Here is a 23,060-nt window from a genome sequence, read left to right on the forward strand (position 1 = left end):
TGGGATCATGGGGCTTTCTTCCGGTTTTTGGACGAAACGGGGAGATTTATGATGGATATTATACCCCGAAGTCAGGCCAACTCATTGCCTTTGTTCAGGTTTTTACTTTTGCAGGGGCGACTACTTAAGAAAACCGCTAACTGAAACTGCTAAGGCTTGTTTAGTCAGTTTACCTACAGGCGCTGGAAAATCTGGTGTAATTAGCGTCATCAGCCATAAAGCCTCTCAAAAAAAGGTCCTTGTACTCTGTCACCGAAGGGCCGTTTGTGATCAATTGTATTCAGAGATAAATGGTAAGTTTTTTGACGAACGTGCTGACGGTTCAAGTATTCCATTAAAGCGTGTCTTTGATGATGTCGACGATTTATCAAATAATGGTATTTATGTATCAACATTTCAGAAGCTTCAAAAATTCAACTCTATAGAACTAGGAGAACTAAAGAAAGAAATTGACCTTATTATTATTGATGAAGGTCACTCTGAACCCTCTCCCGTTTGGCGTACTATCGTAAGGGGAATGGATGCTCATAAAATTGTCATCACAGCAACTCCGTATCGCAACGATCTATTTCAATTTGATGTTTCAGCAGACTTCAGCTATATCTACACCTTTGAAAAAGCACTTTCGGATAACGTGCTTAAAGAACCTCAATTTGAATCTATTGAGCCTCAAAGCTTAAGCACTTCCATTCGCTCATTCTTAACTGAAAACCCTAATACAAAATGCATCATAAAATGCAAAAACATAAGTGAAATTGAAAGTTATTACGATCGATTAAACAGCGACTTTAATGTACTGGCCATACACGATCAACTTAAGAAAGATCCTCGAAGTAATGTTAAGTCAACCGTGCCTGCCAACTTAAAAAACTCTCAATATGAAGTCATCATTCATCAACGAAAACTTGATGAGGGCGTTGACATACCCCAAGCAAAGCTATTAATCCTCACTTACAATGTTAATAGTGGTAGAGAGCTCGTACAAACAATTGGCCGTGTCGTTAGAATATTTGCTGAAATCGAACCCAAAGTGATAGAGATAAACAGCAATTCAAATCATCAAATGTGGCAGAACTATCGCTTATTTGATGCATCTCTCAATAGTGATAGCGCTGTTAAAAAATTCATCCTCTCCTTAGATGCAAACAAGTTAATAGAGCTTTATCTGGAGGCTTTTCCTGATTCAAGTTATTATGGCAACCGCTTTTTGAGGAAATTTGACCTTAACGAATTTGATCCAGAGGCCTCACTAAATATACCAACAGCATCTGTTTGTTTTTTAAACACAACTGAGGGGTTTAGTGTAGAGCTTCTATCAGACATATTATATTGGCGATGCAATAATAACGGAGAGCTTGCTAAGCAATTTAACACACAGATTGGTATTTATATTATTGCCTCCATAGCTTTCAACCGTTCTAAATTCTTGAAAGAGCATTTCTTTTTCGAGCCCTCCTTAGAAATAACTATTATCAAAGAACTATCTAACAATATCGTCGCAATTTACGATAGCAGGGGACGACGCCTTAGCAGAGACAAAGAATTAAAACTTGGCTCTGCCGTACCACAAGAGAATTTATTTAAAATTCTATCTCTTGGTGAATCCTCAACTACTAAAGAGGCCAGCAGCAAGTCTGTTAGTTCAGCAAGGAGACGCCCTGATAGCATAGCGATTAAGGGGCAGAACTTGGATCAAATGGCAGATCAACAAGCTAACTCCTCATACAGAATTTCTACTGCAAGATTAGATACTTATGACAGAATGCAAACAAAATCTGGTAGTTATTACGTAGGGGTAGACTCAGGGCGCATATCAGACCAAAAAGAAAACTCATTCAGCCTACATGAATTAAATGACTGGTTAGAAACAATGAACACTGTCCTTGCTGGAGACTTACTAGTTAACAACCCCCTCATAGACTCTTATGCAAAGCCAGTTAGCATAGACACTAACATAAATGTCGAAAGCGTGATATTTGATTTCAGCGAGTTCGAATCACCAATAACAATCTCAATCGATGGTTCAAGTCATACCATAGACAATGATTTCTTACACAGGAATTATGAAAACGGATTTCTGCTACTACCTGGAGTTGAGGAGAGTCGAATAGTAATCGAGCTTCGTAATGAAGAGCCATACCTAGACATGAACCCTGACCAGCCAATTTTTTATTCTATACATAAACATGACGTTCAAAACGAGAATATTGTTGACTTTCTAACTGAACATCTCCACAAAGCTTTATTGGAAAATGGAATTGGGTATTCCCAAGATAAATTCTATCAAACAAAACTTCCCGTCGAACACTCTTTCAATTTTGATGAATCAAATCTAGCAAGCGTGGTCATTGGGCTTCCCGAATTACTAGGGGAAAACCTAGATGAAAAAGGTTATAGGGATGGAGTATATCAGGTTGCAAATCAGAACTTCAGCACAGAATCAATCTTCTACCTATTAGACAAGATTAAAGCCAATGGAATGGATAATCCAACACGGGCAGACTTAGGACCGTTTTCCCCATATATACCCAATGCCGATCTAGTTATAAACACTGATATGGGTACTGAGCCTGCCGATTTTATTTTGTCATCTAAGAGCAAACTTGTATATGTACACATAAAGTGTGGCAACAGTTCTGTAAGGCCATACTCTTCAGCTGGTGCACTTGCTGAGGTAGGATCTCAAGCAATCAAAAACATGGAAATGTTGGTAAGTGGGAACGAATTGCTAAAACCAGGAAACTGGAACTTACTACTTTCAGCTTGGCCCACAGCGGGGGCTGAGCAATTGATGCATGAGAGGATCAGGTTGATTAACGGACAACCCTATACCGCCAGTAATCCTCAAGATAGGCAGCAAAAGCTGAACGAAGTCTGGGACGTAGTTTCCCAGAGACGCCGCTCAACAGCAGTTCGCAAGGAAGTATGGATTGTTTCCGCAAATAGCTTTTCTGTAGGGCACTTCAAAGATCAGCTATGGCTTGGTCAAAATGCGGCCAGTGAGACATTACAAGCTTACCAATTAATTAATAGCTGGATATCAACAGCGCACATCAATGATGTGGAGCTAAAGATATTTGTTTCTCCATAAATTCAATTCTAATTTTCAAATGTCGAGTCAGAATTATCTCTTCTGTCTCGACATTTCTAAAGGCAAGTATCTTTCCTAGAAAAATACATTAAACGGGTTGTTTTAAGCAGTAACTTTAAAAAGATTGGGCTTACAGCCTATAACCTTTTAAGCTGTCCATTCATCAATCATATCAGCCCAGTCCTGCAACATCGCTGTACGCTGATCACGATATTCGGCTTTGTTATAGATTGCCCTCACGCCTTTTTGCTCATGCGCTAGACATTTCTCTATCCAGTCGGTGTTGTAGCCAGCTTCATGGAGCAAGGTACTGGCTGTGCGCCTCAGGTCATGGGGTCCAAATTTGGCAAGGGGCTGCCCTTCCTTCTGGGCCAGCTTGTAAGTCATCGTCATCACCCGGTTCAGCGTGGCACTGCTCATGGGTACGTCAGAATCGTAACGCGACGGCAGAACATACTCCGATCCACCAGAGAACGTCTTCAAAGCGATGAGGATGTCCATGGCCTGCCTGGATAGAAACACCAGGTGAGGGTTTCGCCGCTTCATCCGTTCTTTGGGGATCGTCCAGAGCGCTTCGCTGAAGTTGATCTCACTCCAGGTGGCATTCGTCAGCTCGCTTTTACGCACCATCGTCAACAACAGCAGCTTAACCGCTGCCCGAATCGATGGCGATGTACCAATACGCCCCATGTACTGGTACATAATCTTGATTTCTTCGGGCGTTAGGGTTCGATCTCGCGGCTCAAACCTGGCAATGCTTGCTGGCCTAACCAGGTCTGCCGGATTCTCAACCTTCTGGCCTCGCTCAGTGGCCCAGCGGTATACCTGGAGTACAATCTCGCGCGCATGAACCGCCGTAGCAGGCGCGCCTCGCTCCACAATGGCGTCGGTTAGCGCCCGCAAATCTTCGTGGGTGATTTCTGTCAGCTTCTGATTGCCGAATTTCGTTTCCAGCTCTCTCGCATAAACTGAGCGGCGCATATCACGGGTAGAGTCGGCCATCTGGTAGCCACGTAACCACTTTTCCGCCCAGGCACCAAAGGTTTCAGCCCCTTTCACGCGCGCCTTGTCACGGGCCTTCTCCTTAGCTGGCGACTTCCCATCTGCGACCATCCGTTTGGCCTCTCCTAGCCGCTCACGGGCTTCTGCCAGAGTGATACCCCCAACGCCATAGCGGCCAAAGGTGATTGTCTCTTGCCTGCCATGGATCGAGTAGTTGTAACGGAATGAGATGGAACCGGCAGGGGTGACAGCCACATAGAGGCCATCCCGGTCATTCACCTTGTAGAGTTTATCCCTCGGCTTGAGGTTGCGCAGCTTGGTATCGGTCAGCAAGAGTCTTATCCTTCTTCGATTCCGATACCATGCTGAAAGATCACCCAAAAATCAGGCCATAAGATCAATAAAAACAGTAGGTTAAATAATTTTGATACCATGAACACACAGGATCAAGCAGCATGGTATCGGCTATCACTCATGGCATCATGTCTCGATAATACCACCTTGGATACCACGCTCAAGCGGTGCTTCCCGCTGCTATCAGTTGCCAAATACTGCCAGACACAAAAACAAAAAAGCCCATGTAAACATGGGCTTAAGTGTCATTTAATGCCAGTTAGTACCAGCTAGTGCCTAACGTGTGATCATTCCCACTCAATGGTGGCGGGCGGCTTCGAGGAGATGTCGTACGTCACACGGGACACCCCTGAGATCTCGTTGATGATGCGGTTGGAGACGGTTTCCAGCACTTCGTACGGGAGGCGCGCCCAGCGTGCCGTCATGAAGTCCACGGTCTCAACGGCGCGAACGGCGATGACATATTCGTAACGGCGCTGATCACCCACGACGCCCACCGACTTGACCGGCAGGAAGACCGCGAACGCCTGACTCACCTTATGGTAGAGATCGGCGCGATGCAGCTCTTCCAGGAAGATGGCGTCGGCACGGCGCAGGATTTCCGCGTACTCTTTTTTGACCTCACCGAGGATACGAACGCCCAGACCCGGTCCCGGGAACGGATGACGGTAGAGCATGTCGTATGGCAGCCCCAGCTCCAGACCGATCCGACGAACCTCATCCTTGAACAGCTCCCGCAGCGGCTCCACCAGTTTGAGCTTCATGGTCTCCGGCAGGCCACCCACGTTGTGGTGCGACTTGATGACATGTGCCTTGCCGGTTTTCGATGCAGCGGACTCGATGACATCCGGATAAATAGTGCCCTGCGCCAGCCAGTTGACGTCCTTGATGCGGGCGGCCTCGTCGTCGAAGACATCGATGAAAGTGTTGCCGATGACCTTGCGCTTCTGCTCGGGATCAGTGACTCCCTTGAGCTTGGAGAGGAACAGGTCTTCGGAGTCGGAACGGATCACCTTCACGCCCATGTTGCGCGAAAACATGTCCATCACCTGATCGCCTTCATGCAGGCGCAGCAGACCGTTATCGACGAACACACAGGTCAGCTGGTCGCCGATCGCCTTGTGCAGCAGTGCCGCAGTAACGGAGGAGTCCACACCGCCGGACAGACCCAGTAGCACTTTCTCGGAGCCCACTTGCTCCTGGATCTGGCGAACCGCATCCTCAACGATCTGAGCCGGCGTCCACAACGCCTCGCAGCCACAGATGTTCAGTACGAAGTGCTCCAGGATGCGCTTGCCCTGCAGCGTGTGGGTCACTTCCGGGTGGAACTGCACGCCATAGAGGTTGCGATCCACGTTCTGCATGGCCGCGATCGGCGCGCTCTCGGTGGATGCCAGCAGCTCGAAGCCTTCCGGCATGGCCACGACCTTGTCCCCGTGACTCATCCAGACGTCGAGCAGCGACTCGCCCTGCTCGGTCAGGTGGTCGGTAATGCCCTTCAGGAGCGGACCTTCGGCGCGGACTTTCACCTGCGCGTAGCCGAATTCCCGCTTCTCGGAACTGGCCACACGGCCACCCAGCTGCTCGGCCATGGTCTGCATGCCGTAGCAGATGCCCAGGATCGGCAGATCACGATCAAACAGGCCCTCCGGAGCCCGGGGACCACCCAGTTCGGTCACCGATTCGGGGCCACCGGCCAGGACGATGCCCTTGGGACGAAACTCGTCCAGCTCTTCCAGCGTGATGTCGAACGGGCGGATTTCACAGTAGACACCGATCTCACGGACACGGCGGGCAATCAGCTGGGTGTACTGGGAACCAAAATCCAGGATCAGAATGCGGTGGTCATGAATATTTTGAACCATGAAATCCTCAATTCAGAAAAAACGAACGGGGTACAGGACAATATCCCGCACCCCGGAACCGGTCTCAAGACCTCGTTAAAACAACCGAAAGCGCGGTCGATCAACCCACGCGGTAGTTCGGCGCTTCCTTGGTGATGGTCACGTCGTGAACGTGGCTCTCGCGCATGCCGGCGTTGGTGATGCGGGAGAATTCAGGCTTCGTCCGCATGTCATCCATGTTGGCGCAGCCGGTGTAGCCCATGGAGGCGCGAACGCCGCCCATCAGCTGATGGACGATGGCACGCATCGGACCCTTGCAGGCCACGCGACCTTCGATACCTTCCGGCACCAGTTTCTCGACGCCTTCGCTGGCGTCCTGGAAGTAACGGTCGCTGGAGCCCTGACCCATGGCACCCAGGGAACCCATACCGCGATAGGCCTTGTAGCTCCGGCCCTGGAACAGTTCCACTTCGCCCGGCGCTTCATCAGTGCCCGCCAGCAAGCTGCCGACCATAACGCTGTAGGCGCCGGCGGCCAGGGCCTTGGCCAGGTCGCCGGAGAAGCGAACACCGCCGTCGGCGATCAGCGGCACACCGCGCTCTTTCAGGGCAGCAGCAACGTTGGAGACCGCCGTAATTTGCGGAACACCGATACCGGCGACGATACGCGTGGTACAGATAGAACCGGGGCCGATACCGACCTTGACCGCGTCCGCGCCGGCGTCTGCCAAGGCAATAGCGGCGTCGGCGGTGGCGATGTTGCCGCCAATCACCTGGACGTCCGGGTAGTTCTGCTTGGTCCAACGCACCCGCTCGATCACGCCGCGGGAATGGCCATGGGCGGTGTCGATCACGATGACATCAACGCCGGCTTCTGCGAGGGCAGCGATGCGGGCTTCAGTGTCGCCACCGGTGCCGACGGCGGCACCAACACGCAGGCGACCCTGATCATCCTTGCAAGCCAGTGGATAATCCTTGGCCTTCTGGATGTCCTTGACCGTGATCAGCCCCTTGAGCTGGAATTCGTCATTGACCACCAGCACCTTTTCGATGCGGTTGCGGTGCAGCAGGTTCTTCACTTCGTCCAGGCTGGCGCCTTCCGGCGCGGTGACCAGCTTTTCCTTCGGCGTCATGATGTCGGAGACGCGGGTATCCAGGCGGCTCTCGAAGCGAATGTCGCGACCGGTCACGATGCCCACCAGGTCGCGGCCATCCACCACCGGCAGACCGGAAATGTTGTTGGCCGCGGTGATATCGAGCAGTTCGCGAACGGTGGTCTCCGGCGTCACGGTGATCGGATCTTTCACGACACCGCTTTCGTATTTCTTGACCTTGCGAACCGCAGCGGCCTGCTGCTCAACGGTCATGTTCTTGTGAATGATGCCGATACCGCCTTCCTGGGCCATGGCGATGGCCAGTTCGGAACCGGTGACGGTATCCATGGCGGCAGACACGAGAGGGATGTTCAGGGATATGCCCTTCGTCAGCTGCGTTTCGAGGCTGACATCCTTGGGCAGGACTTCGGAATAACCAGGAACGAGGAGGACGTCATCAAACGTGAGGGCTTCTTCGGCAATACGCAGCATGGGACCCGCCTTAATTTAACGTGCTAAATTTCCGGGAGGCCTGCCCCTGACAACCCCGGCACTGGATACTCTTGCAATCCATACAGCGCGCGCCAGGACCGGCAGAAATCAGGGATATCAGATAAAACAAACGCTTCAGCAGCTCTTCTCACGAGGCGACGCTGGAGGAGTTGCCGAAGCGCGTTTATCATCGCTCCCTTTAATCGATCTATTATATGAGGGTGTGAATGGACAGTAAACCTGAATTCATGCCCCGTATTTGTTTATCTTTTTGAAATTTCGCCTTTTTTAAATGTTCCGATCTTCGGAAAACCCCTACAAATTATGGATATAACAGCCAACACGTCCCGGCCGCGCGCGCTTTCGGTCAGTGAACTCAACCATCAAGTGCGCCATTTGCTGGAAGTTTCCTTTCTCCAGGTCTGGGTTGAAGGCGAACTGTCTTCGTTTTCGCGCCCCTCTTCCGGCCATTGGTATTTCACGCTGAAAGACGCCAAGAGCCAGATCCGCTGCGCCATGTTCCGGGGCAACAACCAGCGGGTCAGCAAGACGCCGAAGGAAGGCGATCAGATCCTGATTCGCGGCAAGGTGACGCTTTACGAAGCCCGCGGGGACTATCAGATTATCGTCGAAAGCCTGGAGCCGGCCGGGCTGGGTGCCCTACAACAGGCTTTTGAAGCGCTGAAGAAGAAGCTGCAGGCGGAGGGGCTGTTCGAGACGGAGCGCAAGAAGCCGTTACCCACCGTGCCACGGCATATCGGTATCGTGACATCACCGACCGGGGCTGCCGTCCATGACATTCTGACGGTGCTGAAACGGCGCTGCCCGGGCATTCCGGTCACTCTCTACCCGACGTCCGTCCAGGGCGCCGGCGCGGCCGACGAGATCGTGGACGCCATCCAGAAGGCCGAGCGGCACGGCGTCGCCGATGTACTGATCATTGGTCGCGGCGGTGGCTCCCTGGAAGATCTCTGGCCGTTCAATGAAGAAAAAGTCGCCCGCGCCATTGCCGAATGCAGCCTGCCAACCGTCAGCGCCGTCGGCCACGAGGTGGATTTCAGCATCGCCGATTTCGTCGCCGACTTCCGCGCGCCCACCCCGTCCGCTGCCGCTGAACACCTGGCCCCGGATCAAACCGCCTGGTTACGCACCCTGGACCAGCAACTGCATCGCCTGGACAGCGTGATCCGTCGCATCCTGCGCAACATGAGCCAGCAACTGGGACACCTGGGACAGCGGCTTCGGGATCCGCGCCGGGAGTTACAGGCCTACCAGCAACGCCTGGACGAACAGGAGATCCGGCTGCTGTCGACCATGCGTCAGCGCCTGTCCCGCATTGAGCAGCAGTTGCAACAGAACCAGCAGCGCCTGTCCGCCCAGAGCCCGCAGCGCCTGCTCAATGAGCGCCTGGAACGCACATCCCAGTTAGGTGAACGCCTTCAGCGCGCCCTGCAGTGGCGCCTGGGCGAGCAGCGGGAACGCCTGGCCCACGCCGGTCAGGCCCTGCAACTGGTCAGCCCGCTAGCCACGCTTGACCGGGGTTACGCGATCGTGGGCACAGCCGAAAAGCCAGTGGTTCGCCGGGCGTCCGATCTCTACGCCGGCGACAGCATCACCGCCCGTCTCGGCCAGGGCCATGTGGAAGCGCTGGTTACCGCGGTCTATCCGGAGGACGAGCCTCCGGAAAACAGCTGACTCCGGCGCCCGGACGCTTTTCCGACGGCCGGGCGAAACCTTAGCCAATCGTCTAGTAGCGACCAAGATTTAACCACCTAAAGTGAAGGTAAATCCTCCTTCACAATGCCGATAACAACGCGAGGTGGTTCCATGGGTTACCGCGACGAATTCCGGAAATCAATCGATGCACCCGATGACTTCTGGAGAGAAAAAGCGGAGCTGATCGAGTGGCTCAAGCCTCCCGAAAAGATCCTCACACGCCACGACGAGTACACCTACACCTGGTATGAGGACGGTGAGCTCAACACCTGCGATCTTGCCCTCGATGCGCATGTCCGCAATGGTCGGGGTGATCAGAAGGCACTGATCTACGATTCCCCGGTCACCGGCCAACAGCAGTCTTTTACCTACAGTGAACTGACGCAGCGTGTCGCCCGCTTCGCCGGCGCCCTGGCCGAGCGAGGGGTGGCCAAGGGAGACCGGGTCATCATCTACATGCCGATGATCCCGGAGGCCGTGATCGCGATGCTCGCCTGCGCGCGCCTGGGTGCCGTTCACTCCGTTGTCTTTGGGGGATTCGCCGCCCGCGAACTGGCGGTGCGTATCGATGACGCCACACCCAAACTGATTCTCACGGCCTCCTGCGGCATCGAACTGCAGAAAGTCATTCCCTATAAACCGCTGGTGGACGCCGCCATCGATCAGGCCGAACACAAGCCGGAGGGCTGCATCGTCTACGCGCGCCCCCAGGCGGACGCCCGCATGATCGAAGGTCGGGATTTCGACTGGGCTGAACTGGAAGCCAATGCCCAACCGGCCGCTCCGGTGCCGGTCAAGGCGACCGATCCGCTCTATGTGCTGTACACCTCCGGCACCACCGGCAAACCCAAGGGCGTGGTGCGGGATAACGGCGGCCATGCCGTGGCCATGCGCTACAGCATGTCGCTGGTGTATGGCGCGGAACCCGGCGATGTGTTCTGGGCCGCGTCCGACGTGGGCTGGGTTGTCGGGCACAGCTATATTGTCTACGCCCCGCTGATCACGGGCTGTACCACCATCCTGTATGAGGGCAAGCCGGTCAAAACGCCGGATGCCGGCGCGTTCTGGCGGGTCTGCGCCGATCACGGCGTCAATGTCGTGTTCACCGCGCCGACCGCTTTCCGGGCGGTGCGCAAGGAAGACCCCGAAGCCGACCACCTGGCGAAATACGACATTTCATCACTGCGCCGCATTCTCCTGGCCGGGGAACGGCTCGATCCGCCCACCTATGAATGGTTGCGGGAAAAGACCGGCCTACCGATCCTGGACCACTGGTGGCAAACCGAAACCGGCTGGGCGATTTGCTGCAACCCGGTGGGGCTGGAGGCCATGCCGCCCAAACCGGGCTCGGCCACGGTGCCCTCGCCGGGCTACGACGTCCAGATCCTCGACTTTGCCGGCCAGCCTGTGCGGCCGGGCGACCAGGGTCAGGTCGCCATACGACTGCCGCTGCCTCCGGGTTGCCTGAGCGGCATCTGGGGTGACCAGCAACGCTATGTCGACACTTACCTGTCGCCTTTGCCCGGCTATTACACCACCGGAGACGGCGGCTACATTGATGAAGACGGCTACGTCTTTATTATGGGCCGCACCGATGACGTCATAAACGTGGCCGGACATCGGCTGTCGACCGGCGAAATGGAAGAAGTGGTGGCCTCTCACCCGGCGGTTGCCGAATGCTGCGTCATCGGCGTGCACGATGAACTCAAGGGGCAATTGCCGATCGGACTGGTGCTGCTCAAGGATGGCGCGACCATCGAGCACGATGAACTCGAGGACGAACTGGTCGACATGGTGCGCGAACGCATCGGGGCCGTGGCCTGCTTCCGTCGCGCCATGATTGTGGATCGACTGCCCAAGACCCGCTCCGGCAAGATTCTGCGCCGGGTCTTGCGACATATTGCCGACGGCGAGGAGTACAAAGTCCCCTCGACGATCGACGACCCGACGATCCTCGAGGACATCGAAAGCCGCTTTCGATCCTGAGGCTGTACAGTCCCTGAACAACCGGTCGGCGCTGAATGAGGCGTCGACTGGTTATTGCCTGATCATCCAGCGCTCCAAATTGGCGCATTCCAGCGACCGATTCCAGCCCCTCAATGTTCTCCAACTTCCTGTTTCCAGTGCCAAAGATTTTCTTTGACGGGTCCAGAAGACGGTCTATACTAATTTTTGCTGTGGAAAGACAGCGGTATTCAGTGAAAGCGTTACCACGGTCGGCTTGAGTCGCTTTGCGTTGGTCCCTTCCTCGGTACTCTCTGTAGTTCTCAGCATTCCGGCTTTCTCCCCGGAGAAGCCTCCCGTTAAGGGTTTACCCTCAGGAATAGACAGGATAGATTCATGTCAGATACGAAAACGGGCCACGTGAAGTGGTTCAACGAAGCTAAGGGCTTTGGCTTTATCGCTCAGGAAGGCGGCAGTGACGTATTCGTCCACTACAGCGCTATCAACGCAAACGGCTTCCGCACTCTGGCCGAAGGACAACAGGTTCAGTTCACCGTGACTCAGGGCCCGAAAGGACCGCAGGCGGAAAACGTGACTCCGCTCTGATGACTTGAAAACCGGTAGGCCACCTCCGTGGCATGGCCCGCCAACAAAAAAGCCGACACTCAGTGTCGGCTTTTTTCGTTCCTGGCCTGCGGTCGTTACGCCGTGGCGGTGCCCGAGGTTGAGGTCTGGCTCGCCTCCACATGATGGGCCACTGCAGACAGCAGCGCCTGAAGGGTTGCCGATGTAGTGTCTTCAGCCAGCGCCGCTGAGCTGTGCGGCTCGCCGTTCACCTGGATGCGGATGCAGGCCATGGCGTTGGCATTGGTGCCTTCACCCAGCGCGAATTCCTCGTAGGCTTCGACCGCGAGACTCACGTCGAACCGTTGTTCAACCGCCGCGGCGACCGCTTCCACAGCGCCCAGGCCTTCGCCGGAAAGACGCTGCTCACCAAATTCAACGGTGGCGGTGACGCCATCATCGGTGCGATGCAGGTCGTAGGTCCGCAGACGCCAATCGGGGCGAACCGCGAGGTATTTTTCCTCGAACAGGCGGTGGATGGTGTCGGAATCCACTTCCCCACCTTCCGTTTCGGCAGCCTGCTGCACCACCTTACTGAACTCGATCTGCAGCCAGCGCGGCATGGCGATGTTGTAGTCACGCTCCAGCACGTAGGCCACGCCACCCTTGCCGGACTGGCTATTGATGCGCACCACTTCCTCGTAGCGACGACCCAGGTCTCGCGGGTCGATCGGCAAGTAGGCAATCTCCCACTTGTCGCCTTCCTTATAGGTGGACAGGCACTTGCGGATCGCATCCTGGTGGCTGCCGGAGAAGGCGGTGAACACCAGCTCGCCCGCGTACGGGTGACGCGGATGCGTCGGAATCTCGGTGCAGGCTTCCACCACATCGGTGATCTCCGCCATGCCGGACAAATCGAGCGTCGGGTCGATGCCCTGCGAGTACAGGTTCATGGCCATGGTGACCAGATCCATGTTGCCCGTGCGCTCGCCGTTGCCCATCAGCGTGCCCTCGACGCGATCGGCGCCGGCCATGACGGCCAGTTCTGCCGCCGCAACCGCACAACCCCGGTCATTATGGGTGTGGACGCTGATCTGAAAATGTTCGCGGTACTTCACCTTGTCGCAGATCCACTCGATCTGGTCGGCAAACACGTTCGGCGTCGCCATTTCCACGGTGGCCGGCAGGTTGATGATGACCGGTTGGCCCTGATCGGGGCGCCAGACCTCGTTGACCGCATCGATCACTTCGGCGGCAAAATCCAGCTCCGTGCCGGTGAAGCTTTCCGGAGAATACTGGAACGTCCAGTTGGTGCCCGGCTGCTTCTCCGCGTAAGACTTCACGATACGCGCGCCGTTGACGGCAATTTCCTTGATGCCCTCACGATCCATCCGGAACACCTTCTCCCGCTGCACGGTCGAGGTGGAGTTGTACACGTGGACGATCGCGTTCCTGGCGCCTTCAAGCGCCTCATAGGTCCGGGCGATCAGCTCCGGGCGGGCCTGGGTGAGAACCTGGATATGCACGTCGTCCGGCACCCGGTCCTCTTCAATCAGTTTGCGGCAGAAATCGAAATCCGGCTGGCTCGCGGCCGGAAAGCCGATCTCGATTTCCTTGAATCCAAGCTTGACCAGCAAGTCAAACAGGCGCTGCTTCTGCGCCACGGTCATCGGTTTCACTAGCGCCTGATTGCCGTCCCGCAGGTCAACGGCACACCAGGTCGGCGCGTGTTGGATAACCTGGTCGGGCCAGCGGCGATCGGTCTTTTGGACCGGCTGGAAGGCAACGTATTTGCGATGATCGAATCCCATGACGATTCCTTGCTGAGTTCAAGTAATAACGAGAATGATGTGGCCCGCCTGCATCAGGCTGACGGGCATCCTTTCCTGTGTCCGTTGGCTTTTGGCCGGGACGGGCATCGGATTGATGCCGGCTGCCTGCTTCCGGGTGACGGCCGGTAAGCGGTCGGGAACGCAGACAACGTAAACAGGATAAGAAAAATAAAGCGCAATGTGCTTGCTAATTTTCGCTCATCTCGGCCATGATTGAAAGATTCCGCCAATATTTTGATGATTAATAGCGAAACCTGCCGTGAATAACGAAAAACTCGTAAAGCTCGATCGTATTGACCGAAAAATCCTTGAGGAATTGCAACGCCATGGCGAGCTGAGCAACCAGGAACTGTCCGAACGGGTGGGGTTGTCCCCCTCGCCCTGCTCCCGGCGGGTAAAGGCCCTGGAGGATGCCGGCATCATTGTCCGCCGGGTGACGATCCTGGATCACAAGAAGCTGGGCCTGGCGCTGACGGCCATTATCCTGATCGGCATGGACCGGCACACCCCGGAGCGGTTCGAGGCGTTCGAGCGGCAGGTGGGAGAATATCCGGAAGTCCAGGAGTGCTACCTGATCACCGGGCAGGACGCCGACTACATGATCAAGGTCGTGGTGCCGGATATGGACCACTACCATGAGTTCCTGCTGAACAAGATTACACGGATCCAGGGGGTCAGCGGTGTGCACTCCAGCTTCGTGCTGCGCCGGGTGATCGACAGCACCGCCCTGCCCCTGGGTTACCTGTAGCCGACTATTCCGGCCGCGGGACCGGCGGCTGGCCGGACTGATTGACCCAGATCAGATCCTTCACGGGATACCCGGCCTCCCGGGCCTGTTCCACCAGGCGGTCACGCACCTGACCATCCAGCTCGGGGCTGCGGGAGAGAATCCAGAGGTAATCCTTGTCCGGTCCGGTCACCAGGGAATACTGGTAGTCGTCCTTATCCAGCGCCATCACCACATAGCTGGCATAGAACGGGCCGAAAAACGACACCTTGAGGTGACCGACATCGGGCGTCTCCACAAACTTCGCAACGCCCTCGGCCTGCTCCCATTCGCCACTATCCGCATTGAAGCCTTCGTTGAGCACGGCAATCGAACCGTCGTCGTTCTGGGAATAGGTCGCCTGGACATAGCTCAACCCCTCCTCAAACGGATGGGGCAGTCGGGCGATTTCATACCAGGTGCCCAGGTATCGGTTGGGCTCAAAACCCGAAACCGGCGTCACCTTTTCCGGAACCCCGGTACAGCCGGCCAGTATCAGCAGGTTCAAAAGGCCCAACAGGGAGGGTCGAATCAAACGGGGCATCCACACCATCACACGTCCTTATCCACGGTCAGTCATCATTAGCTCATTCAGATACGCCCGCACCATGCGTTTCAGTTCACACAGCAGCTTTTCGGCGTCCGGCTCGGGCACCGTTACCGCCAGCCGGAGAAGACTGCCGCAAGCTCGCGGCAGCATCACGCTGGCCGCCCAGCGCCGAGAGTCCGACAGTTGCGGGCAGTTGGCGGACAGGTAGGCCTCAAGATCGGAAGCATTGGCGTGCAACTCCTGTAGATCGAGCTCCTGCAATTCCGGCATAGCCTCGACGCCGGCCCAGATCGCCTTGTAGGCCGGTTCGTCGCGATAAAACAGGTAGTAGACATCCAGCAGGGTCTCGACCACGGTCTCCGGCCCGCAGCTGGCCAGACGCTCCCGGAGCAACCGCTCCAGTCGCTCCACATGCCGCTCGGCGATGGCTTTCACGATCGCGGATTTGTTCGGGAAATACCGGTAGAGAGACGCCAGCGACATACCGGCACTTCGGGCAATCGCCGACATGCTGGTGCCGTCGACGCCACTATCGTGAATGGTCAGGGTGGCGTGCTTGAGAATGGTCTCCACGCGTTCCCGGCTGCGGGCCTGCAAAGGCCTGCGACGCGGGGACACGCTGTGTGTATCGATCATGTTTTCCGGCTTACCTCGTGGTCCGCCGGCAGCTACGCGTCGGCCAAGGCCGCAATGGGCCTCAGGCGGGCAGCGCGTAACTGCCGGTCACATGGGCAACCAGTCGTTCTTCCTCGCCGGACAGCAGGCGGACTTCGCAGAACGCCAGGCGGCGCCCCATCCGCAGGACAACAGCCTCAGCCACCAGGTCGGCGGGGGCGGGCTTCTGCAGGAAATTGATGTTCAGGTTACTCGTTACCGCCATTTCCACCTTGCCTAAAGAGGCCAGGATGGCGGCGTACATGGTGGCATCGGCCAGCGCCATCTGCACAGGACCGGATAACGTCCCACCCGGCCGCACGAAATTCTCGGCAAAGGGAACGCGGGTCCGCGCAAACCCGTTGCGCACTTCATCGACGCGGAAGCCGATATCCCCCGCCATCGGGACGCCTTCGCGGATCAACACCTCCACTTCGCTGGCACTGAGGGTCATAGACTGCTCCTGTCCTTTTTATTGGAATACGGCCGGGCCGCCGGCTCTACCTGTACGTGACCACAATGGCTCCGTACAATAGCGGGCTGATTGAATCAAAGGAATACTTTACCGGGCCGGCGGTTCATTGTCCGCACGAACGATGCGCGAGCCGACTGACCTGCCCTCATCAACCACAACAGAAGCACGGACTCCCGAGATGCGCGCAAGCCGTTATCTGATTGCCACACTGAAAGAAACCCCCGCTGACGCGGAAGTCATCAGTCACCAGCTCATGCTTCGTGCCGGCATGATCCGTAAACTGGCGGCCGGCCTCTACACCTGGCTGCCCATGGGCCTGCGGGTTCTGCGCAAGGTGGAACGGATCGTTCGCGAAGAGATGGACAGGAGCGGCGCCCAGGAAGTCCTGATGCCAGCCGTCCAACCGGCGGAGCTCTGGCAGGAATCGGGTCGCTGGCAGCAGTACGGTGGCGAATTGCTACGCCTGAACGACCGTCACGGCCGTGACTTCTGCTTTGGCCCAACCCACGAAGAAGTCATCACCGACATGGTCCGTAACGAGCTCAAGAGCTACAAGGATCTGCCGGCCAACTTCTATCAGATCCAGACCAAATTCCGCGACGAACGCCGCCCGCGTTTCGGTGTGATGCGCGCCCGTGAGTTCATCATGAAGGACGCCTATTCCTTCGACCTCAACCAGGCCGGTCTGGACGAGACCTACCAGGTCATGCACCGGACCTACTGCAACATCTTTGACCGCCTGGGCCTGGACTACCGCGCTGTGGAAGCGGACTCCGGCGCGATCGGCGGCAGCTCCTCACACGAATTTCACGTGCTGGCCGCGTCCGGTGAAGACGACATCGCCTTCAGCACCGGCGGCCAGTACGCCGCCAACATCGAAAAGGCGGAAGCCGTCGCGCCTACTGGTGAGCGTCCCGCTCCCGGTGACACCATGGCCGAGGTGGATACCCCCGATCAGCACACCATCGCCGACCTCGCCAACTTCCTCAGCATCGATGCCAACCGCACGATCAAGACCCTGATCGTAAAAGGCGCAGAGGATGAGGACGGTAACCAGAACCTGGTGGCCCTGATCCTGCGCGGCGATCACGAGCTTAATGAAATCAAGGCCGAGAACCTGCCGGATGTAGCCGAGCCGCTGACCTTTGCCTCAGAAGACGAGATCAAAGCCACCGTGGGCTGTGGTATCGGTTCCATCGGGCCGGTCAACCTGCCCATCCCGCTGATCGTGGACCGCAGCGCGGCTCATCTGGCGGACTTTGTCTGCGGCGCCAACAAGGACGACGTCCACCTGACCGGCGTGAACTGGGATCGAGACGTGGCGCTGGGCCGCGTTGAGGACATTCGCAACATCGTCGAGGGCGACCCCAGCCCGACCGGCGACGGCCACCTGGAAATCAAGCGCGGCATCGAAGTGGGCCACATCTTCAAGCTGGGCAACAAGTACAGCCAGGCCATGAACGCTACCGTACTGGACGAGAACGGCAAGTCTGCCATCCTGGAAATGGGGTGCTACGGCATTGGCGTATCGCGGATCGTCGCGGCGGCGATCGAACAGAACCACGACGAAAAAGGCATCATCTGGCCGATGGCCATTGCGCCATTTGAAGTGGCGGTTGTCACACTGAACGCGCACAAGTCACCGGCAGTCTTGGAAGCGGCTGAAAAGCTGTACGACCAGCTGCGTCAGGCCGGGCTAGACGTGCTGCTGGACGACCGCAACGAGCGCCCGGGCGTGAAATTCGCGGATATGGAGCTGGTGGGCATTCCCCACCGGGTCGTGATTTCCGATCGCGGCCTGCAGGCCGGCACCCTGGAATACAAGGGCCGCAGCGATGCAGACCGCCAGGACATCCCGGCTGCGGACGCCCTGCCCTTCGTATTGAAAGCCACAGGCCGCCAGGCCTGATTCGGTTGGCTGCGGTGGCGCATTGCCATCGCAGCCAGTCTTTCAATGGAGCCTCAGGCGCTCACCCGCCATTCCGATCCCGCCTCAGCACTGTCCTTCAACAACCGGCAAACCTCTTCAGGCTCACTGACTCGCTTGACCTTGTGCCAACAGGCCTCGGCTTCGACGTACTGACGGCGCGTGTAGTTCAGCCACTGCTTGATGCGGCCGGTCACATAACGGCCTTCCAGGAAGGTATGCAAGGTGCGTGAATAGTCGACCAGGAGTTCGACGACACCCGCCCAAGGCAAATCCTCACAGGTTTCACCGGCCTGGCTGGCCTTGATCTGGCGCGCCAGATCGGGTCGCGCCACCAGGCCACGACCGATCATCACGTCGTCGCAGCCGGACACCTCACGGCAACGCCAGTAATCCTCAACGGACCAGACATCCCCATTGGCAATAATCGGCGTACGCACCCGTTCGCGAACCCGGGCGATCTCCTCCCAGTAGGCCGGCGGCCGATAGCCGTCCACCTTGCTGCGAGCGTGGATGCAGATCTCACTGGCACCGGCAGCTTCCAGAGCCTGTCCGCAGGCTACGCCCATGGACCGATCGTCATAGCCCAGCCGCATCTTGGCGGTGACCGGAATCTCTGCAGGGACGGCTTCCCGAACCGCCGCCACCAGGTCGTGCATCAGCTCCGGCTCGCGCATCAGTACCGACCCGCCGCGGTGCTTGTTGACCGTCTTGGCGGGGCAGCCAAAGTTCAGATCCACCTGGGGCGCACCCAATTCCGCGGCTTTCGCCGCATGAATCGCCACCTGTTGCACATCGGAGCCCAACAACTGCACCGCAACCGGCACGCCGGCCTGCGTTTTGGCGCCCTGCTTCAGTTCCGGCGCAAAGCGATAGTAAACCCGCTCCGGCAAGGTTCCGCGCGTCACCCGGATAAACTCGGTGACACAGCGGTCAATGCCGCCAACCGACGTCAGCAGTTCACGAATGTAGCAATCAACCAGCCCTTCCATCGGGGCGAGAAACAGGCGCATGGGGTTATCCAGAAAATCTTTGGTCGCCATTGTAGAGAGTTGCGGTGCGAAAGAAAGGTATTGGTGGACCGGATAAGAACAACCCGCAATTCGGACAACGTCAGCAGCGGCCAGCTCATCGTTCTTTAGTGGGTCGCGAAAACTCGTAATGACTCGGAATCGAATGAACCGCCTTGCCGAAGGAGGGACAAGGACGTCCCGGTCGTATTAGCCGGCCATGGACGGCCGTCTAATACAGCGTAGGCAAGGCGGTTCATTCGATTCCCTGGCAGGAGCTCCCAGTCCTGGATTTGAACATCGAGCCAGCCAGGCCTCTACTGGGAAAGCGCATAGTTCACGTAGTAATCCATCCATTCAAGAAACGCCCGACTCCGCTTCGACAATGCCATGCCCCTCTCCTTTTGCGTGTGTCACAGCAAAAATTTAGGCCAGCGAAGAGAAAAGTCACAATCAATTATGACTAGGCATTTAAAAGCGAATAGCTATAGAAAGGGAGGAAAGACTAAAGGCGAACAATGTCCTTGAAGCGCCCTTCAGTATCGAAATTAATCCGGAAGGTCCCGTGAACACCGTCACGGAGGGCAAAACGGGAAAGAATGCGGGCCGGGAAACGGACGCTGCGTCCGTCCCGGGCCACGGTGCGGACATCATGGGCCACGCCCTGATAGAGCTTGATCCACTCCTCAGGGCTGATGGCCAGGTCCACCACAATCGACTGCATCAGGTGTTGCTCATTTCCAGCAACAGTCGGTTGAGCCGGCTGACATAAGAGCCGGGATCCTTGATTTGCTCGCCGCTGGCCAGCGTGGCCTGATCGAACAGCACCGCCGCCAGATCGCCGAAGCGCTCATCCGAGCCCTCCTGCTCCAGACGCGCCACCAGCGGGTGGTCCACGTTGATTTCGAAGATCGGCTTGCTGTCTGGCACCTTCTGGCCGGCCGCTTCCATGATCTTCTTCATCTGCGCGCCCATGTCGTAGTCGCCCACAACGAGACACGCCGGTGAGTCGGTCAGACGGTTAGTGACGCGGACTTCCTGGACACGATCATCCAGCGCCGTCTTGATGCGCTCCAGCAGCCCTTTGTGGGCTTCGGTCGCCTCTTCCTGATGCTTCTTGTCTTCCTCGGTCTCTTCCTCACCCAGGTCCAGCTCGCCGCGAGCCACGTCCTGCAGTTGCTTGCCGTCGAACTCGGTGAGATAACCCATCATCCACTCGTCGATGCGATCGGACAGGATCAGCACCTCGATGCCCTTCTTGCGGAAGACCTCCAGATGCGGGCTGCTCTTGGCAGCGGTGAAGCTGTCAGCCGTGATGTAATAGATCTTCTTCTGACCGTCTTTCATCCGCTCGATGTAATCGGCCAGGGAGACGTTCTCGGTCGGCTCACCAGAATGGGTGGACGCGAAACGCAGCAGGCCCGCCACTTTCTCACGGTTGCTGAAGTCCTCGGCCGGGCCTTCCTTCAGGACCGTACCAAACTCGTCCCAGAAGCCCTGGTAGTTTTCCGGCTCTTTCTTCGCCAGCTTGCCGAGCATGTCCAGAACACGCTTGGTCAGGGCCGACTTGATGTTCTCCACGGTGCTGTCGTTCTGCAGGATCTCGCGGGAGACGTTCAGGGACAGATCGTTGGAGTCCACCACACCCTTTACGAAACGCAGGTACAGCGGCAGGAACTGCTCGGCGTGATCCATGATGAAGACACGCTGAACGTACAGCTTGATACCGCGCGGCGCGTCCCGGTTGTACAGGTCAAACGGCGCGCGCTTGGGGATGTACAGCAGACTGGTGTAATCCAGCTTGCCCTCGACCTTGTTGTGGGACCAGGTCAGCGGGTCCTCGAAGTCGTGGGCAATGTGCTTGTAGAAGCCCTTGTATTCCTCGTCAGAGATCTCGGTCCGGGGCAGCGTCCAGAGCGCGGTCGCCTCGTTGACGGTCTCGTCCTTCGGCTCGGCATCCTTGTCGTCTTCTTCGCTGCTCTCAGCCTTCATGACGACCGGGAACGAAATGTGATCGGAATATTTCTTGATCAGGTTGCGCAGGCGGTAGCCATCGGCAAATTCGCTGGCTTCCGGCTTCAGATGCAGCACGATCTGGGTGCCGCGTGCGGGGCGGTCGACGCTTTCGATGGTGAATTCGCCATCGCCGGTCGATTCCCAGTGAACACCCTCTTCCGCCGACTGGCCGGCACGACGGGTAAAGACCTCGACCCGATCGGCCACGATAAAGGCGGAGTAGAAACCCACGCCAAACTGACCGATCAGCTTGCTGTCCTTCTTCTCATCACCAGTGAGCTGGCTCAGGAACTCAGCGGTCCCGGAACGGGCAATCGTCCCCAGGTTTTCGATCACGTCGTCACGACTCATGCCGATGCCGTTATCGGTCAGCGTGACGGTATTCGCGTCCTTGTCGTAGTCCAGGCGAATCTTCAGATCGGGATCATCCTCGAACAGACTGTCGTCTTTCAGAGCCGCGAAGCGTAGCTTGTCTTCGGCGTCCGACGCGTTGGATACGAGTTCCCGCAGGAAGATTTCCTTGTTGGAATACAGCGAATGGATCATCAGGTGGAGCAGCTGCTTCACCTCGGTCTGGAAGCCCAGAGTCTCTTTCTGCGTTTCGACCGTCATGGGGAATGGTTCTCCTTGCTTGGTACCAGTCTTATTACTGGGTCAGCCGCTTGTTGCGGCTCACCTTCTTTGGCTTGGCAATGAAGATTGGGGCGCAGTTTTTCATTTCAAGCGTTTTGGGCAAGGAGGAAGGCTGAGCGGGAACGTTCCGGGCGGTCAGCTTGCCTGATCGCCCGTCAGAAAATGACCGGCAGCCGTCAGTCTTCCATCAGGAAATGAGCCCGCGCAGTGGCAATCGGCTGGCTGCGGGATTTTTGCCAGGCGGTGATCATCACATTGGCGACCCGGTTACCCTGCCGGGTCAGGCGGCACTCCGCGTAGGTTTCACGGTCCAGACCGGCCCGCAGGTAATCCAGCGAGAAATCGACGATGCGCGGCATGCGCAGGGATTCCTGGGACATCATCAGATAGATGGCAGCGGACAGCTCCATAAATCCACCAATCACTCCGCCATGGATGGCCGGCAGGATGGGGTTACCCAGGTTGTCCTGTTTGCGCGGCAGCCGGAAGATCAGGTCGTCGCCAAAGCGGTCGCACTGCAAACCGATGGTGCCGGCATAGGGAATGTCCGCCAGCAGTCGCGAAAAATCTCCGGTGTCCTGGGTGTAGCGCAGGGTCTCGGCGCTGGTCATACCGCACCTCCGGTGATCAATTCGCGATAGGCTTTCGGCGTGGCTTCACGGCCGATTCGCATGAACGTGGCCACACAATTGGCGATGGTCTGGCCATGGCTTTCCTGATAGGCCTCACAACGGGTGAAAATGATGTTGCGGGTGACGCGGTAGGTCTCGGCTCGCGCCAAAACCGCCTCGTCCGGCTCGGCCGGACGCATGTAATCGACCCGAAGGTCCAGCGTCGGACAGAGCTCGAAGTCGTCCAGGGCACAGATGATGACGGAACCGGAGGCGGTGTCCATCAGCGTGGTGATGGCGCCACCGTGGATAATCCGCGACTCGGGATTGCCAATGATCTTCTCGCTGTAGGGCAGGCGCAGCACCAGGTGATTCTCGCGCGCCTCCGCTACATCGATCCCCAGCGCCTTGACCTGCTCCAGGGTATGGATAAACCGGTTGACCCGGTCAAATCGGATTGAATCGTTCATGCCAGTTACTACCTCA

18 protein-coding genes are annotated in these 23,060 nt (G+C 56.9%); 6 read left to right on the forward strand and 12 right to left on the reverse strand.

What is annotated here, in order from left to right; translation table 11 throughout:
- The first annotated feature begins 55 nt into the window (after nt 1-55).
- Complete coding sequence (locus J3364_RS18640; protein ID WP_349559765.1) at nt 56-3,091, forward strand: DEAD/DEAH box helicase; 3,036 nt, start codon at nt 56-58, stop codon at nt 3,089-3,091.
- 147 nt (nt 3,092-3,238) lie between these two features.
- Here J3364_RS18640 and J3364_RS18645 read toward each other — a convergent pair whose 3' ends face one another.
- From J3364_RS18645 to guaB, 3 genes are all read right to left on the reverse strand, one after another.
- Entirely contained in the window at nt 3,239-4,426 is a 1,188-nt protein-coding gene (locus J3364_RS18645) for a tyrosine-type recombinase/integrase (RefSeq protein ID WP_349559688.1), read from the reverse strand.
- Nucleotides 4,427-4,734: 308 nt separating this feature from the next.
- The gene (gene guaA / locus J3364_RS18650; RefSeq protein WP_349559689.1) at nt 4,735-6,312 is read right to left on the reverse strand and encodes a glutamine-hydrolyzing GMP synthase; all 1,578 of its coding nucleotides are present in this window, start codon (nt 6,310-6,312) and stop codon (nt 4,735-4,737) included.
- A gap of 100 nt (nt 6,313-6,412) precedes the next feature.
- A complete protein-coding gene (guaB, locus tag J3364_RS18655; protein WP_203141177.1) occupies nt 6,413-7,876 on the reverse strand; it encodes an IMP dehydrogenase in 1,464 nt (487 codons plus the stop codon).
- Between the two features lie 324 nt (nt 7,877-8,200).
- On the opposite strand from guaB, the gene xseA reads away from it, so the two are divergent.
- The 3 genes from xseA to J3364_RS18670 all read left to right on the forward strand — a co-directional run bounded on the left by xseA (nt 8,201) and on the right by J3364_RS18670 (nt 12,142).
- Nucleotides 8,201-9,571 (forward strand): exodeoxyribonuclease VII large subunit, encoded by a 1,371-nt coding sequence (xseA, locus tag J3364_RS18660; RefSeq protein WP_349559690.1) that lies wholly within the window; start codon nt 8,201-8,203, stop codon nt 9,569-9,571.
- 132 nt (nt 9,572-9,703) lie between these two features.
- Complete coding sequence (locus J3364_RS18665; RefSeq protein ID WP_349559691.1) at nt 9,704-11,578, forward strand: propionyl-CoA synthetase; 1,875 nt, start codon at nt 9,704-9,706, stop codon at nt 11,576-11,578.
- A 354-nt stretch (nt 11,579-11,932) separates the two neighbouring features.
- Complete coding sequence (locus J3364_RS18670; RefSeq protein ID WP_123634872.1) at nt 11,933-12,142, forward strand: cold-shock protein; 210 nt, start codon at nt 11,933-11,935, stop codon at nt 12,140-12,142.
- A gap of 95 nt (nt 12,143-12,237) precedes the next feature.
- On the opposite strand, the gene leuA is transcribed toward J3364_RS18670, so the two are convergent.
- Entirely contained in the window at nt 12,238-13,911 is a 1,674-nt protein-coding gene (gene leuA / locus J3364_RS18675) for a 2-isopropylmalate synthase (protein WP_349559692.1), read from the reverse strand.
- A 280-nt stretch (nt 13,912-14,191) separates the two neighbouring features.
- On the opposite strand from leuA, the gene J3364_RS18680 reads away from it, so the two are divergent.
- Nucleotides 14,192-14,680 carry an Lrp/AsnC family transcriptional regulator gene (locus J3364_RS18680; protein ID WP_203141180.1) on the forward strand — a complete coding sequence of 163 codons (489 nt, stop codon included), beginning with the start codon at nt 14,192-14,194 and terminating at the stop codon, nt 14,678-14,680.
- A 4-nt stretch (nt 14,681-14,684) separates the two neighbouring features.
- Here the strand turns inward: J3364_RS18680 and J3364_RS18685 are convergent, their stop codons facing one another.
- The 3 genes from J3364_RS18685 to J3364_RS18695 all read right to left on the reverse strand — a co-directional run bounded on the left by J3364_RS18685 (nt 14,685) and on the right by J3364_RS18695 (nt 16,356).
- Nucleotides 14,685-15,233: a lipocalin family protein gene (locus J3364_RS18685; protein ID WP_502882531.1), complete on the reverse strand. Its 549-nt coding sequence runs from the start codon at nt 15,231-15,233 to the stop codon at nt 14,685-14,687.
- 27 nt (nt 15,234-15,260) lie between these two features.
- On the reverse strand, nt 15,261-15,884 hold the full coding sequence (locus J3364_RS18690; protein WP_349559694.1) for a TetR/AcrR family transcriptional regulator: 624 nt from the start codon (nt 15,882-15,884) through the stop codon (nt 15,261-15,263).
- 61 nt (nt 15,885-15,945) lie between these two features.
- Nucleotides 15,946-16,356 (reverse strand): PaaI family thioesterase, encoded by a 411-nt coding sequence (locus J3364_RS18695; protein WP_123634867.1) that lies wholly within the window; start codon nt 16,354-16,356, stop codon nt 15,946-15,948.
- Between the two features lie 199 nt (nt 16,357-16,555).
- Between J3364_RS18695 and J3364_RS18700 the strand changes: the two genes are divergently transcribed.
- Nucleotides 16,556-18,286, forward strand: coding sequence for a proline--tRNA ligase (locus tag J3364_RS18700; protein WP_349559695.1), 1,731 nt, complete (start codon nt 16,556-16,558; stop codon nt 18,284-18,286).
- 53 nt (nt 18,287-18,339) lie between these two features.
- On the opposite strand, the gene J3364_RS18705 is transcribed toward J3364_RS18700, so the two are convergent.
- From J3364_RS18705 to J3364_RS18725, 5 genes are all read right to left on the reverse strand, one after another.
- Nucleotides 18,340-19,317, reverse strand: coding sequence for a tRNA dihydrouridine synthase (locus tag J3364_RS18705; RefSeq protein WP_349559696.1), 978 nt, complete (start codon nt 19,315-19,317; stop codon nt 18,340-18,342).
- 502 nt (nt 19,318-19,819) lie between these two features.
- Nucleotides 19,820-20,038, reverse strand: a complete 219-nt coding sequence (locus J3364_RS18710) for a DUF2835 domain-containing protein (RefSeq protein ID WP_349559697.1) — start codon at nt 20,036-20,038, stop codon at nt 19,820-19,822.
- Nucleotides 20,038-21,942: a molecular chaperone HtpG gene (htpG, locus tag J3364_RS18715; RefSeq protein WP_349559698.1), complete on the reverse strand. Its 1,905-nt coding sequence runs from the start codon at nt 21,940-21,942 to the stop codon at nt 20,038-20,040. The genes J3364_RS18710 and htpG overlap by 1 nt, the downstream gene beginning before the upstream one ends.
- A gap of 197 nt (nt 21,943-22,139) precedes the next feature.
- A complete protein-coding gene (locus J3364_RS18720; protein ID WP_203141186.1) occupies nt 22,140-22,574 on the reverse strand; it encodes a PaaI family thioesterase in 435 nt (144 codons plus the stop codon).
- The gene (locus J3364_RS18725) at nt 22,571-23,044 is read right to left on the reverse strand and encodes a PaaI family thioesterase (protein WP_349559699.1); all 474 of its coding nucleotides are present in this window, start codon (nt 23,042-23,044) and stop codon (nt 22,571-22,573) included. The genes J3364_RS18720 and J3364_RS18725 overlap by 4 nt, the downstream gene beginning before the upstream one ends.
- Nucleotides 23,045-23,060 lie beyond the last annotated feature (16 nt).

The organism is Marinobacter sp. NFXS9 (genome assembly GCF_040148665.1).
Classification (GTDB): Bacteria; Pseudomonadota; Gammaproteobacteria; order Pseudomonadales; family Oleiphilaceae; genus Marinobacter_A; species Marinobacter_A mangrovi.

Excerpts from the sequence above, each read along its gene's own strand:
- guaA (WP_349559689.1), bottom strand. The coding sequence starts at position 6,312 with ATGGTTCAAAATATTCATGACCACCGCATTCTGATCCTGGATTTTGGT.
- guaB (WP_203141177.1), bottom strand. The coding sequence starts at position 7,876 with ATGCTGCGTATTGCCGAAGAAGCCCTCACGTTTGATGACGTCCTCCTC.
- xseA (WP_349559690.1), top strand. The coding sequence starts at position 8,201 with ATGGATATAACAGCCAACACGTCCCGGCCGCGCGCGCTTTCGGTCAGT.
- J3364_RS18665 (WP_349559691.1), top strand. The coding sequence starts at position 9,704 with ATGGGTTACCGCGACGAATTCCGGAAATCAATCGATGCACCCGATGAC.
- J3364_RS18670 (WP_123634872.1), top strand. The coding sequence starts at position 11,933 with ATGTCAGATACGAAAACGGGCCACGTGAAGTGGTTCAACGAAGCTAAG.
- leuA (WP_349559692.1), bottom strand. The coding sequence starts at position 13,911 with ATGGGATTCGATCATCGCAAATACGTTGCCTTCCAGCCGGTCCAAAAG.
- J3364_RS18690 (WP_349559694.1), bottom strand. The coding sequence starts at position 15,884 with ATGATCGATACACACAGCGTGTCCCCGCGTCGCAGGCCTTTGCAGGCC.
- J3364_RS18695 (WP_123634867.1), bottom strand. The coding sequence starts at position 16,356 with ATGACCCTCAGTGCCAGCGAAGTGGAGGTGTTGATCCGCGAAGGCGTC.
- J3364_RS18700 (WP_349559695.1), top strand. The coding sequence starts at position 16,556 with ATGCGCGCAAGCCGTTATCTGATTGCCACACTGAAAGAAACCCCCGCT.
- J3364_RS18705 (WP_349559696.1), bottom strand. The coding sequence starts at position 19,317 with ATGCGCCTGTTTCTCGCCCCGATGGAAGGGCTGGTTGATTGCTACATT.
- J3364_RS18710 (WP_349559697.1), bottom strand. The coding sequence starts at position 20,038 with ATGCAGTCGATTGTGGTGGACCTGGCCATCAGCCCTGAGGAGTGGATC.
- htpG (WP_349559698.1), bottom strand. The coding sequence starts at position 21,942 with ATGACGGTCGAAACGCAGAAAGAGACTCTGGGCTTCCAGACCGAGGTG.
- J3364_RS18720 (WP_203141186.1), bottom strand. The coding sequence starts at position 22,574 with ATGACCAGCGCCGAGACCCTGCGCTACACCCAGGACACCGGAGATTTT.
- J3364_RS18725 (WP_349559699.1), bottom strand. The coding sequence starts at position 23,044 with ATGAACGATTCAATCCGATTTGACCGGGTCAACCGGTTTATCCATACC.